This is a genomic window from Ruegeria sp. CDSB117, assembly GCF_059611005.1.
In genome coordinates this window covers 13,895-26,808 of sequence record NZ_JBXWOS010000015.1, presented here as the reverse complement: position 1 = coordinate 26,808, position 12,914 = coordinate 13,895, and the positions used below count along the sequence as shown (strand labels likewise).

Sequence of the window (12,914 nt, the reverse complement as noted above, 5' to 3'; positions counted from 1 at the left end):
AGCTTCCCTAGAGGCAAATAGCTTAGTGAGGCATAAACTCCGGCACTCTTCAATGCGAAAGAACGGGAACTTAGAGAACCCGTTTTCTCACAATGATGACGACCTTTTCAGTAACGCCCCTTAAGAGCATTCGTGTTTTCCTTAAGCCGGTCAAAACGCACTTCGCCACCCATAACGGTCATGTCGACCTGCGTATCCTTCAATGTCTCAATGGCGATTTCAAAGATGTTGCGATCCAGCACGATGAAATCCGCCAGCTTGCCCGGCTCGATGGACCCAAGCTTGTCAGGCCATTCAAACCCGAGACATTCCGCACCGCCCCGGGTGAAGCCCCGGACAGCCTGTTCCAGCGTGATCGCCTGATCAAGATTGAGGGTACCACTTTCGGGATAGCCTGGTTCGCTGCGCATCACGAAGCCTTGCATCTGGAAGAAACCGTTAAGCTCAGATTCAAGTGCTGACGGCCAGTCGCTACCGAACCCAAAAGAGATGCCGGACTCGACCGCAGAGCGCGCATTCAGCCAATTCTGGTATCGATCCTCACCAATACCGTTGACAAAGTAGTCGCGAATAGCCGGATGCGGATACTGAAGCGTCATGAAATCCATGCAAACATCGGATATCTTCGAAAGCCGCTCGATTTCCTCGGGCCGTGTCATGAACGAGTGCGAGAAATGCAACGGCACCCCGTTGTCGCCGTTCTTGGCACGCACGTCTTCGAACAGTTTCGCCATCTCGATGCTGGTCTGGTCTCCAAAGACGTGGACCATCACGCCGAGTCCGAACTCGTTGAACTTGATGATTTCGTCCGCATAGATTTCGTAGGGAAAACTGAGCGAGCCGCGCTCGCCGGGACGATCAGAATAATCGTTGATCAGAAAGGTAGAGTAGCTGCCGGAACTTCCATCGGCATACATCTTGACGTAGCGCGGGTAGACATGCGGTGTTTCGAAATCTTGCCATTTCTGAACCACCTCAAAAACCTCGTCAGGTGTCATGGCACCATTGTGCGCCCTATGAAACCAGCTTGGGAACAGACGGATGCTGAGACGGTCCTCGGTGTCGAGATAGTTGGCTGCCTTGACCCAGCCGACTTCGCCCTCGGCCAGTTTGATCGATGTGAACCCTTGCTCGACGAAAGCTTCTAGAGTCTCTTGCAATGGCGTGGCGATCCGCTCGGCTGCGGTCGCTGGCAGGGCTTGTTCGACTAGGGACATTGCGTATTCGCGAATTGTTCCGGTCGGTTCGCCCGTGTCCGGGTCGACGTCCCAGATGAATTTGTTGTCCTGTTCGCTGTCTGCGGTGATGCCGATCAACTCTAGTGTCTTGGAGTTCACCCAGGCATCGTGACCAGACTGACTGTAGAAGTACATCGGTCTTTCTGAATCGATGGCGTCCAGCAGTTCCTTGCGGGGGCTGTTTTTTGGGAAAACACCAAGGTTCCAGGCCTCGCCTCGCAAGAACGGCAGGTCCGGGTTGGCCTCGGCATATTCCTGGATCTCAGAAATGATGGCCAGTTCATCATTTGGATTCTGGATGTACAGGTTCGCCTTGCCCATCGACGCCCCCATGGCATGGTTATGTACGTCGATCAGCCCAGGCATCGCAAACGCGCCCTTGAGGTCAATCACCTCAGTGTTGTCTCCCGCCATTGCGGAAACGTCATCGATCGAACCGACGGTCAAGAACTTGCCGTCTTTGATTGCGACAGCTTCCGCCCATGGCTGGGCTTCGTCGACTGTATAGATGCTTCCGTTTGTATAGATTGTGTCTGCGGTCTGTGCGTGGGCCGAGCCAACCATTCCACAAACGACAATCAACTGCGCGCCCAATTTTCGCATTTCTCACTCCCCTAAACACCACCCATGCTTAGCCACCCTATGCAGGCGAAGGTTTCCATGGGATGTTACTAACACCCAACTGTTCAACAGGGATGAGCTTAAAAGGATATCTGAATGCATCAAAAAGCGCTTGACACACCGGACGCTCACGCTGCCTTGCGCCAGCTGAATATTGTGTTGGGATCTTCGGGTTTTCGAAATGCGCCGGTGTTATGTGCAATGCTTGGCTTTATTGCCAGGGCAACCCTTGCGGGTCAGGCCTCTTCGCTGAATGCTTCGTTGATCGCTTAACGGGCGCTCGGCAAGGGACCGGACTTTCAAAGCTCGACAGATTCTAGCGTGCGGGTTGCCGCCAATCGCCTGCGCACTGCACTCAGACTTTACTATTCCGAAGACGGACGGGCAGACAACATCGTGTTCTCTTTGGAGCCTGGAACCTATGAATTGGGTATCGCGCATAGGGTTCCCAATTCCGAACCGGGTCATATAGATCACGCCAAAGCGCAAATGGAACACTACCAGTCGGCCCCCACAAAAGAGTGCCACGCTCAGACGTCACGCTTCATCGAACAAATGTGCCTCAAGTCCCCGGAAGACCCCTTCCTTATGGCCGCTCGCGCAGATTTGCTTTTGGATTCCTACAAGCTCGGTTATGGGGCCGATGGCAGTGCAGTGGACGAGGCGGACAATCTGATTGAATTTGCCAGAAAAATGACCCAATTGATGGGTTCATCGCCTTTACCGCCGCCCTCGCGGCGCTGCATCACGGCGACGCGCATGAAGTTAATCTCCTGGCACAATCTCTGGCTAATGCAGAGGCTGATGCTGACAAGGCTTTTGGTGTTTGGGCTCTGACATTGGTCAATTCGGTAGGTGCGCAGCGGTGTAAAGACGAGTTTCACCTGTTCTCGGTTTCTGGCTTGCCTGGGTGGATACATCATGCGCCGTTTCTGGCGTCTTATGCCGAGAATGACTACGAAACAGCACTTGTCGCCGGTATCCGGTTTGGAATGAGGGATTGGTTTTGGGGCGGCGTTGTCCGAACAGCAGCCTTGGCCCAACTAGGCCTGAAAGACGCAGCTAGGGCCGAACTTGAGCACACGGTTTCTCTATGCCCGACCTTGATCACGGATACACACCGCGTTCTCAGGACTTACATTCCCAATGAAGACGTGCGCAATCATGTTTACGAGGGGCTCGAAAAGGCCGGTCTCAGGTCATTGGCTTAAGGACGCGCTGAACCACCATTGCAGACTTTGGCGCAACGCGCAGCGAAGGTCCGCTTTCCGCCCTTCGCGACTGAACCCGCGGCTTGGGGCAACGGCAACAAAGGGCTCGAAGCAAACATGCGGCAGTGCAGCGGTCGAAGGTTGAGCCTGTTCCCGTAAGCAGACTTTAGGAAAAACGAGATGACCCGGCGATTTCATCGGCTTGGCCAATCGTGCTGACATTCGTCTTCCACAAGCCACCCTTCGCACAAACCGGGCTGATCGACGGCTCAGAGCCCAAGAATACCGGACGCTGCACCTCGCACCAATGGCTTGGAATCGCGGAAAGCCGACATTGGCTCCAATCAAGGCGGCACATTACCGGGCATTCATTTGTGATGCCCAAAAAATTTCTGATTTCAACGAACCGGTCGTTCGTTCATGAATCTCAGAGCTTCGCAAGAGGTAGCCTGAAAACAGAAGGATACACACGCGCTGCGTCAGGAAAAGTGTTCTTCCAGATGTCATTTATGATATCGGGCGAACTTGGAAAAGATGGCGCGAGACATTTGCTACTATACCTGAATCCTATGCGGTTTCGGCGCAGCAGACGTGTCGCAGAACCTGCGCGACGTTGCTCATGAAGGTGTCATCATACCCGGCGTCGTTTTCGAGAACGCTCAGGAACGCGCATGACGTGCCAGTGACCGTGTCCACCATCAGGAACTGGCCACCGTAACCGGCATGCGCAACCACCCGTCCGTCGGTCATGATATGGTTGGAGTAGCGCAGCCATTCTTTTGGCGGTGTCAGAGATGGTGCTGAGCGGGTCAGGCTTTGGCGGAGGAAATTTGCATTGGCACATGCGTTTCCAGACAGATCAAGACCGCCGCGCGCAAGAAATAGGCCAAACCGTGCGAGATCCCGAGCACTCAGGCAACCCCCACCGGAAAAGGCAGGGAAACCATCTTTGCTCAGGCTGATGTGAAAGGCGCCCTCGTAACCAACGGCATCTGCAATCCGTTCAATTTGTGCTGTAAGTGGGACGGGGCAAACCTGCGCTGCGATCAATGTCAGCACATCTGTGTTGGCCGACTTGTACTCCGCTACTGTTCGCGCCTCTGTCTCTCTGAACCCCCTAATTCTGGAAGCAAAGTCCTTGAGCGAGATTTCCTCCTGATCCTCGGTGGGTAGGCGCCAGCCCAGGGCAATCTCTTCATCATAGCAATCCGCATAAGGGTCATCATAGTCTTCGGTAAAATCATTGCTGACTGCCATATCCAGGAGAGCCTGAACGTTAACCTCGCGGTAGCCAGATCCAATATCGGGCAAATACTGTGCAACCTTTGCGTCAGGCGAGACGAACCCTTGGCCGATCAACTGTCCCATAATCAGGTGAATGTGCAGTTTTGAAATGGATTGGATCGAATGCGGTCGGTCTGTCCCAAAATCTGGTGCGGCCTGTTCCATGATCACCTGCCCGTCCCGTAGGCAGCAAAACGCAGAGAAGGCGGGATGTGCCAGAAGGTCCGCCAACGCGGGCACGGTTGCTGTCAGGTCCTGGTGGGCCTCTTCGAGCATCAACACATTTCGCGAACGCACCATCAGAGTGCGTCGGAACAGGCGGTGCGCGTTGTGAAATCCATGGCGGCGGTGGGCAGGCTGATTCCAACGCTGCTTGTTGTCTGGCCCCACGGTCAGATCGGGGTTGGGGGCTACCTTCAACCTGCTCATGTGCAATTCTCGTGGATCAACGCGTCGACGGCGACAACGTGGTCAGCATAGACAAACATCGGATTGATCTCAATTTCGCTGACCTTTTCGCGGGCCTGCAGGAAAGCTTCACAAAGGCCGTTCAGCACGGTGACCACCTTGTTTATATCGGCGCGTGGACGGCCTCGAAAGCCTTCCAACAGGTGAAAAATCTTGAGCGATTTCAGAGCACTGGCGATATCGTCCTGCGTGGAGGGCAGAAGGACCGTTGTGGCATCCCCAACCAGTTCGGTCAAAACTCCGCCACTGCCCAGCACCAGTGCTGCGCCAAACTGCGGGTCATTGCGCAAGGTGACAATCATCTCTGCAACAGGCGTGGGCGACATGGCCTCAATCAGGTAGCTATCGCTCACGGCCTGCTTATCATAGGCAGTGACAGCCGTGTTCATTTGATCAAGTGCTTGCTTTAACGCGGCGCCATCGGCAATGCCCAGAGCAACCGCGCCTGCCTCACTCTTGTGGGCCAGCCGGGTAGACATCATCTTGAGCGCGACCGGATAGCCGATCTTTTTTGCGGCCACCTCGGCTTTTTGAGCCGTCGTTGTCCGGCCCGAAGGGACCGTGAAACCGCGCTCTGCAAGCCAGGCCTTGCCCGCGTCCTCAGTCAGCATGCCGAGTGAGCCAGGCGGGGTTCCGGCAATCAGTGGCTCCGGCCTTGTCGCCAGAATGCGATTACGTCGCGCGGCCCAAATGCTGGCGCTTTGCATGGCGTTGAGCGTTTCGTGAATGCCCTGCATCGGCGCGACTCCGATCGAGATCAGATAACGGCGGGTGACCTTGTCCAGATTCTCCGGCAGGGTCGCACAAATCGCTGCCGGGATTCCGCGATCGCAGGCAGCCTGTGCAAAGGCGCTGGCATCGTTTTGGTAATAGATCTTGGAGGCATCTAGCCCTTCTGCAGGATAGTCCTGCACCAGAACTGCCGCTTCGGCCCCTACGGCGTCCATCGCTTTGACGAAGACCGGATAGGTCAATTCGGCCTGCCCCCAGATCGGTGTGGTGTAATCCAGCGGGTTTGACACTGTTGCGATGTCTGGCAGCAGATCCACCAGGGCCGCATGCTCCGTTGCGCGGACAGCCGAGAACGTGAGCCCGATCTTTTCCGCGTGATCGGCCAGCATCGTCGCGCCGCCCCCCGAACAGGTGAAACCCGCAACGCTTGGCCCCTTGGGCGCGCCGACCACACAAAGGTACTTCAGCGTTTCCAGAAACTGCGCGGGGCTGGTGACACTGATCACGCCCGTGCGCGCAAACAACGCCTCATAGAGCGCGTCTGACCCCGACAGCGATCCCGTGTGACTGACAGTCAGAGCTGCGCCGATTGAAGAGCTGCCTGTCTTGAGCGCAACCACAGCCACGCCTCGCTCAATGGCTTTCAGGGCGGCGCGTTCAAAGGCGGGAATATCTTGAAGGCCCTCAATATGCAGCCCGATAGCACGCACTGCCGGGTCATCAGCGAAGGCGTCAAGAAAGTCCTCTAACCCCAGAACCGCCTGATTGCCTGCCGATACCATGTATGCCAGTGGCAAGGAGCGCGCAGACATGGTGATGTCAGAGGAAAACATGCCCGATTGGGTGACAATCGCTGCACCGTAACCGGGTGACCAGCCACCGTGTTCGAAAGACCAAAGTGCTGCGTTGTCGATGTAGTTGATCAAACCGTAACAATTGGGACCGATGAGGGCCATGTCACCGGTTGCCTCGATCAGCGCCTGTTCTGCCGCCGCATCGCCGGTTTCCTTGAATCCTGCAGAAAAACAGACCACGCCACCGACGCCCATCTCAGCCAATTCGCCCAATGCGGCGACAATACCACCTGCGGGAATGGCCAGATAGACAGCATCAGGCGCTTCAGGCAGATCAGCGATACAGGGCACGCAAGGCACCCCCTTCAGATCTGTTCGCCTGGGGTTCACCGCCCACATTTGCCCTGCAAACCCACGCCTGCGCGCCTCTCTTACGGCAATGGTCGCATCCCGCCCGCCGATAAAAGCGATGGAGCGCGGCTTGAGAAGCCGCTCAAAGTTGGCGCGTCTCTTTGGGGTCATGCACCCAGGGGCCGCAGGATGGAGCGTGTGATGATGTGGCGTTGAATTTCAGAGGTGCCGTCCCAGATCCGCTCAAGTCGGCTGTCGCGCCAGAAGCGTTGGATCGGCATTTCCTCCATCAGCCCCATGCCACCGTAGATCTGCACCGCATCATCGGCGATCTTGCCCAGCATTTCTGAACAAAAGACCTTGATCATCGCCGCATCCGCATCGCTCATCACGCCCTGTTCGGCACGCGCCACGGCGTCTTTGACCATTAGGTCGGCTGCGCGCAATCCAATAGCGCCATCTGCAAGCCGGAAACCGGTGGCCTGAAACGCCCCGATGGGTTTGCCAAACTGCTTTCGGGACGCGGCCCATTCGGTGGCCATCTCCAGTATGCGCTCCGCCTTGCCACAACAGGTCGCCCCCACCCAGATGCGCCCCATGCCCAGCCATTTGCCAGAGAGTTCAAGACCACGCCCTTCTTCCCCCAGCACCTGCCCCGGACCAAGGCGCACATTATCGAAGTGCAGTTCAAACGTCTTGTAGCCGCGATAGCTGACACATTTGGTGCCTTCGCGGCAGTCAAAGCCCGGTGTGCCAACGTCCACCAAAAAGGCCGTCACCCGTTTGCGCGGTCCACGTGGCGTTTCGTCAGCACCCGTCGCAGCAAAAACGATCGCAAAATCGGGCATACAGGGGCCAGAGATGAAATGCTTTGAACCATTCAGGATCCAGTCATCTCCATCCCGCCGGGCGTTGGTTTTCATACCCATTACGTCCGACCCCGCGTCCGGTTCCGTCAGGGCGAACAACTCTCGTTTTTCACCGCGCACCGCGGGGAAAAGGTAACGTTCGCGCTGATCGCCCTCGCAAGCCATGAGCAGTTCCGTGGGACGCGCAGCCCAGCTTTGCAGGGCATGGCTGGTCTTGCCGTACTCGCGTTCAATCAAGGACATAGGCCCGTAACCAAGGCCTCCGCCCCCGACCTCTTCGGGCAAGTTGCAGGCAAACAGTCCCAACTCCTGGGCCTTCGCCTCAATCTGACGGCCAATCTCTTCGGGGACATAGCCCATCTGGTCCACTTCCTCCTCGTGTGGATACATTTCTGTTTCCACAAAGCGGCGGACGGTGCTGATCAGCAGGTCGGTTTCAACACTGGCTTCCATGTTCATAAGGCGCCTCCTTTATGGGGCTTCGGACTTGTCGTTACGACGGGACATGATCGAAAAGATCACGAAGGCAATAAGCGTGATGGCGATCAACACCACAGCGGCGGCGGCTACCGTCGGATCGGTGTTTTCGCGGATGCCGTTCCACATGCGGCGCGGCAGGGTGTAGACGGTGTATTTGGAGATGAACAGCGTCACGACAATTTCATCCCAGCTGAGAATGAAGGCAAAAAGCGCTCCGGCAAAGACCCCCGGTTTGATTGAGGGCAGGATCACCAGGCGCATTGTGGTCCAGTTCGAAGCACCAAGGTTCTTGGAGGCTTGTTCCAATTTGGGATCAAAGGTCGCCAGCGAGGCGCTGACTGTGATCAGCACCATGGGGGCTGCCAAGATCGTATGCGCGAGGATCAGCCCGGCGTAGCTGTCCAACAGGCCAAGCGGGATCCACAGTCGGTAGAACGCCATGGCAGAAATGATCTGCGGGATGATCAGCGGCAGCAGCAGGAAGGCGCGCATCAGCTCGGAATACTTTGAGGATACCCGCCACAGGCCAATGGCACAGAGCGTGCCAAGGAATGTTGCCAGCAGTGAGGTCGAGACTGCGATCACGCCACTTTGGAAAAAGCTCGACAGCCATTCCTCGGAAGTGAACAGCTTTTGAAAATGGCGCAGGGACAATTCGCCCTTTGGCATAGACAGAAAACGCTTTGGCGTCAGTGATACGGGAATGGCGATCAGCGCGGGCGTCACCAGAAACAGCAACAAAACCCATGCGCCCACGCGGTTGAACTTGGAGAACAGACCTGATGTCATCGTGCAGCCCCCCCAAACACGGTGCTGAGCTTCATGAAACGCGACATGATCCACAGCATCGCCAGAACGCCCGTCAGCATGATTGCCGCCAGCATCGCGGCTGTGCCCCACTTCAGGGTGACCAGCAATTGCACAGAAATGTACTCTGCCACCATGAGCACTTTGCCACCGCCTAATACGGCAGGGGTGACGTAAAACCCAAGGCTCAGGATGAAGACCAGCAGGGTCGAAGCCACCAACCCTGGCAGGGTCAGTGGCAGGTAAATGCGCCAGAAGGTCTGCGTGCTGCTGGCGCCCAGATTGCGCGAGGCATCCATCACACGCGTATCAAGCGATTGCATCGAGACCAGCAGTGGCAGTACCGCATAGGGGATCATGTAATGCACCATGCCGATCAGCACGCCCAACTCATTGCGCATAAAGGCGATGGGCTCGGCAATCAGTCCAATGTTTTCCAGCGTACCGTTCACCAACCCTTTGCGCCCCAGCAGCATCAGCCAGCTAAAAGTGCGCACAAGGATGGAAATCCAAAAGGACACAAGAAGCAACGTCAGCATATAGTTCTTCTGGCGTTGGTGGCAGTGCACCATGGCATAGGCGATGGAATAGCCCAGCGTGACACTGAACATCGTGGTGATGATGCAGATGCGCACCGTAGTCCAGACAATGCGGATCAGCGCATCGCTTTCCGCCAGTTTGGCGTAATTACTCAATCCAGGTTCCGGGTCCGTGACGCTGAGCCACAGGATGTTCAGGATCGGCCCCAGATAGAGCGCTATGACCATCAGCATCAAAGGTGCGATGATCAGCCAGCCGGGGTGGATATATCGGGTGAAGGCTTGCATGAAATGTCCTGGGCCAAATCGATGGCCGCCCGCAGGAAGACACGGGCGGCTATCAGGCGTGTTTAGCTGATCGCCTCAAGGAAGGCGTTCACCGCATCACCGCCGTTTTTCCCCCACCAGTCGGGATCGTTATAAACGATTTTGTCGATGTTCATTGCCGAGGTGATCGCATAAGGCTGCTGATCTTCGGGGATCTGGCCGAAGGCTTCGGGGTTAGAGGGCGTCATACCAAGGCAATCAAGCAGCGCCAGCTGTGCAGGCACCTCTTGCGCTGTGGCGATGAAGTCCATTACGGCCGCACCTGCGGGGTTGCCCTTGGGCACGATATAGGCCCCCGGCATCGCCATGGCCTGATTGTTCACCAGCTTGTAGCGCCCATCGGTGTCATTTTCGATGTTACGTCCCCGGTTCTGCCAGACCATGCCGAGCGAGACTTCGCCATTCACTACCATGGAATGCGCCTCGGACCCTGAGCCCCAGTAAAGGCTGTTGTCCTTGATCGATTTGATCTTGGCGAGGGCGCGATCCATGTCCAACGGGTAAAGCGCATCGCCCGCAACGCCATCCGCCATAAGTGCTGCTTCGAGCGAGCCATTGGCCCATTTGTACAGCGAGCGCATGCCCGGGAATTTGGCGGTATCAAAGAAATCCGCCCAGTTCTGCGGGGGATTATCGCCATAGGCTTCGGTGTCATAGACAAAGGCATAGCCATAAAGGATGATCGAAACCCCATATTCCAGCGCATAGCCTGGCAGGGTCTTTTCCTTGGAAACAACAGAGTAATCAATTGGTTCCAGATGGCCTGTTGGCCCAAGGGACACGGCATTGAAAAGGTCTGCGTCCGCAACGTCGGCAGTGACATTGCCGCTGTCGACCATTTCCTTGATCTTGCCCTCCAGAGGGCCGGAGGTGTCAAATTTCAGTCCCTTGCCAGTCTTGGCGGTGAAGGCATCGCCAATGGCGGAGCCGTGGCATTCTTCAGACTGGCCACCCCAGTTCCACATCACCACGTGATCAGCAGCGGCTTCGGCATCACCTGCCATCACGGCGCTCATCGCCACGCCCGAGGCACCACAAAGCGCCAGGAACGTGCGGCGATCCATGCGGCCTTTCTTGTAGGCCTGCGCGCTGTCTTGCAGCATCTCTTTCTTGAATTGTCTATCGTGCATTTTCATCCTCCTATTGGGTTGGGGAGTTCCCGGACTTTTGCTCAATGGCACCTTTTGGCGGCACACGTTTTTGGGGCTTTAGCCCGTTTGTAATTCCACAGCAGCTTCGTCTTTCCACAACAGGTCCACGGTATCGCCTTCGTTCAAGGCTTCGCTGTTGCGCCAGACATCGATGTCCACTTCGATTTCGGTACCATCGCTGGCATCCACGATGACGCGCTGCATTGAACCAAAGTAGGTAATAGAGCGCACCACCCCACTCGTCTGTGCCTCCGCATGGCCCGCGCCTTTGCGCAGGTCGATTTTTTCGGGACGCAGGGCGTAAGTTTTGCCGTCTTGCTGAATGAAGTTGGATTTGCCCAAGAAACTGGCCGTGAACTGGTTCACTGGCCGCTCATAGAGCTCCTGAGGCGTACCAATCTGTTCAATCGCCCCGTCGCGCATGATCACGATGCGGTCCGACATGGACAGCGCTTCTTCCTGATCATGGGTGACGTAGATGAAGGTCGTGCCAACTCGGCGGTGAATATCCTTGAGTTGCTCCTGCACCTCGACCCGCAGTTTCTTGTCAAGCGCGCCAAGCGGTTCGTCCAACAGCAACACCGGCGGCGCAAAACACAGCGCACGTGCCAGCGCGACGCGCTGTTGCTGCCCGCCGGACAGCTGCCCCGGCTTGCGGTCCGCGAAATCCTGCAGCTGAACCAATTCCAGCATCTCGTCGACCCGCGCCCTAATCTCTGACGTGGGACGTTTGCGCACACTCAAGGCGTATCCGATGTTGTCTCGCACGCTCATATGGGGGAACAGCGCGTAGCCCTGAAATACCATGCCAAAATTGCGTTTTTCCGCGGGGGTTTGCGCGATGGAGGACCCATCCAGCGCAATGTCCCCTTCAGAGATATCGAGGAACCCCGCGATCATCATCAACAGCGTGGTCTTGCCCGACCCCGAGGGGCCCAGCAGAGTCAGAAACTCACCTTTCTGAATATCCAGACTGATGTTGTTGACTGCCCGGAATGTCCCGAACAGTTTCGAGACATTACGCACCTGCAAACTGCCTGTATCGGCGAGGTCAGCCATCCGCGCCTCTCAACTTCAGCTTGTTGCGCGCCTCTTGCGGGGTCAGCACACGCCCCCCCATGCGCTCAATGATCTCGCGGGCACGGGTGACAAGCTGGCCGTTGGTCGCCAGAACCCCGCGCTCCAAATAGATGTTGTCCTCCAGCCCTACGCGCACATTGCCACCCAACGCGACAGAGGCCGCTGCCATGGGCATTTGACCGCGTCCAATCCCGAAGCTGGCCCAGCTGGCCCCGGCAGGCAGTTGCGCTTTCATGGCAGCCATGGTTTCGACGGTCTGATCCGCGCCCCAGGGAATGCCCAGACAAAGCTGGAACATGGGAGGCGCATCAATCAGCCCCTCATCCACCATCGCCTTGGCGAAGCGGATATGGCCAAGGTCAAAGACTTCCAGTTCCGGCTTCACCCCCCATTCCTGCACCAATGCCGCCATACGCCGCAGTGTTGGCGGGGTAGAGATATAGATCATGTCCGTGTCAGAGAAATTCAGTGTCCCGCAATCCAGTGAACATACATCGGGCAAGCATTCCTTGATGTGAGCGAGCCGTTCCTCGGGGCCGATCATGTCCGTGCCGGGGCCCGGCATCGCTGGGTTGGCCGGGTCCGAGATCCAGTCGCCGCCCATCCCGGCGGTCACATTGATCACCACATCGGTGTCACTGTCGCGCACCCGGTCCACGATTTCCTTGAAAAGCTTCGGGTCGCGTGAGCCTTGGCCCGTCTCGGGATCACGCGCGTGAATATGCGCGGCGGAGGCCCCTGCCTTGGCCGCCTCAATCGCCGCATTAGCGATCTCTTTCGGCGTGACGGGCACATGCGGACTTTTGCCCGTGGTATCGCCCGCGCCAGTCACGGCGCAAGTCAGGACAACCTCATAGTTCATCTGGCAAACCCCCTATTTTTTTCAGCTTGACGCGGGAAAGGGTAAGAAAGATGTCGATTATCCGACAGTCTTTCGGCTATGCTGGCGAAAAATCGCACTA

The 12,914-nt window shown here is 56.8% G+C and carries 11 protein-coding genes; 2 read left to right on the top strand and 9 right to left on the bottom strand.

Features of this window, described 5'->3' with window-relative positions:
• Positions 1-107: 107 nt before the first annotated feature.
• Entirely contained in the window at positions 108-1,841 is a 1,734-nt protein-coding gene (locus tag AC2FJC_RS15880; RefSeq protein WP_496740227.1) for an amidohydrolase, read from the bottom strand.
• A 339-nt stretch (positions 1,842-2,180) separates the two neighbouring features.
• Between AC2FJC_RS15880 and AC2FJC_RS15875 the strand changes: the two genes are divergently transcribed.
• Positions 2,181-2,696: a hypothetical protein gene (locus tag AC2FJC_RS15875; protein WP_496740226.1), complete on the top strand. Its 516-nt coding sequence runs from the start codon at positions 2,181-2,183 to the stop codon at positions 2,694-2,696.
• A 2-nt stretch (positions 2,697-2,698) separates the two neighbouring features.
• Positions 2,699-3,070, top strand: coding sequence for a hypothetical protein (locus AC2FJC_RS15870; RefSeq protein WP_496740225.1), 372 nt, complete (start codon positions 2,699-2,701; stop codon positions 3,068-3,070).
• A gap of 567 nt (positions 3,071-3,637) precedes the next feature.
• Here AC2FJC_RS15870 and AC2FJC_RS15865 read toward each other — a convergent pair.
• From AC2FJC_RS15865 to AC2FJC_RS15830, 8 genes are all read right to left on the bottom strand, one after another.
• Positions 3,638-4,783, bottom strand: a complete 1,146-nt coding sequence (locus tag AC2FJC_RS15865) for a serine hydrolase domain-containing protein (RefSeq protein ID WP_496740224.1) — start codon at positions 4,781-4,783, stop codon at positions 3,638-3,640.
• A complete protein-coding gene (locus AC2FJC_RS15860; RefSeq protein WP_496740223.1) occupies positions 4,780-6,870 on the bottom strand; it encodes an acetate--CoA ligase family protein in 2,091 nt (696 codons plus the stop codon). Before AC2FJC_RS15860 ends, AC2FJC_RS15865 begins: the two co-directional genes overlap by 4 nt.
• The gene (locus AC2FJC_RS15855) at positions 6,867-8,027 is read right to left on the bottom strand and encodes an acyl-CoA dehydrogenase family protein (RefSeq protein ID WP_199913573.1); all 1,161 of its coding nucleotides are present in this window, start codon (positions 8,025-8,027) and stop codon (positions 6,867-6,869) included. Before AC2FJC_RS15855 ends, AC2FJC_RS15860 begins: the two co-directional genes overlap by 4 nt.
• Before the next feature lie 12 nt (positions 8,028-8,039).
• The gene (locus AC2FJC_RS15850) at positions 8,040-8,837 is read right to left on the bottom strand and encodes an ABC transporter permease (RefSeq protein ID WP_108862254.1); all 798 of its coding nucleotides are present in this window, start codon (positions 8,835-8,837) and stop codon (positions 8,040-8,042) included.
• Complete coding sequence (locus AC2FJC_RS15845) at positions 8,834-9,682, bottom strand: ABC transporter permease (protein WP_496740222.1); 849 nt, start codon at positions 9,680-9,682, stop codon at positions 8,834-8,836. The genes AC2FJC_RS15850 and AC2FJC_RS15845 overlap by 4 nt, the downstream gene beginning before the upstream one ends.
• Positions 9,683-9,744: 62 nt before the next feature.
• A complete protein-coding gene (locus AC2FJC_RS15840; protein ID WP_058272769.1) occupies positions 9,745-10,851 on the bottom strand; it encodes an extracellular solute-binding protein in 1,107 nt (368 codons plus the stop codon).
• Between the two features lie 78 nt (positions 10,852-10,929).
• Positions 10,930-11,931 carry an ABC transporter ATP-binding protein gene (locus AC2FJC_RS15835; RefSeq protein ID WP_282119701.1) on the bottom strand — a complete coding sequence of 334 codons (1,002 nt, stop codon included), beginning with the start codon at positions 11,929-11,931 and terminating at the stop codon, positions 10,930-10,932.
• Entirely contained in the window at positions 11,924-12,814 is an 891-nt protein-coding gene (locus AC2FJC_RS15830; protein ID WP_496733612.1) for a beta-keto acid cleavage family enzyme, read from the bottom strand. Before AC2FJC_RS15830 ends, AC2FJC_RS15835 begins: the two co-directional genes overlap by 8 nt.
• Positions 12,815-12,914: the final 100 nt, after the last annotated feature.

Bases quoted from the DNA above. Each gene is read 5' to 3' on its own strand.
- AC2FJC_RS15880 (WP_496740227.1), bottom strand. From the start codon at position 1,841: ATGCGAAAATTGGGCGCGCAGTTGATTGTCGTTTGTGGAATGGTTGGC.
- AC2FJC_RS15865 (WP_496740224.1), bottom strand. From the start codon at position 4,783: ATGAGCAGGTTGAAGGTAGCCCCCAACCCCGATCTGACCGTGGGGCCA.
- AC2FJC_RS15860 (WP_496740223.1), bottom strand. From the start codon at position 6,870: ATGACCCCAAAGAGACGCGCCAACTTTGAGCGGCTTCTCAAGCCGCGC.
- AC2FJC_RS15855 (WP_199913573.1), bottom strand. From the start codon at position 8,027: ATGAACATGGAAGCCAGTGTTGAAACCGACCTGCTGATCAGCACCGTC.
- AC2FJC_RS15850 (WP_108862254.1), bottom strand. From the start codon at position 8,837: ATGACATCAGGTCTGTTCTCCAAGTTCAACCGCGTGGGCGCATGGGTT.
- AC2FJC_RS15845 (WP_496740222.1), bottom strand. From the start codon at position 9,682: ATGCAAGCCTTCACCCGATATATCCACCCCGGCTGGCTGATCATCGCA.
- AC2FJC_RS15840 (WP_058272769.1), bottom strand. From the start codon at position 10,851: ATGCACGATAGACAATTCAAGAAAGAGATGCTGCAAGACAGCGCGCAG.
- AC2FJC_RS15835 (WP_282119701.1), bottom strand. From the start codon at position 11,931: ATGGCTGACCTCGCCGATACAGGCAGTTTGCAGGTGCGTAATGTCTCG.
- AC2FJC_RS15830 (WP_496733612.1), bottom strand. From the start codon at position 12,814: ATGAACTATGAGGTTGTCCTGACTTGCGCCGTGACTGGCGCGGGCGAT.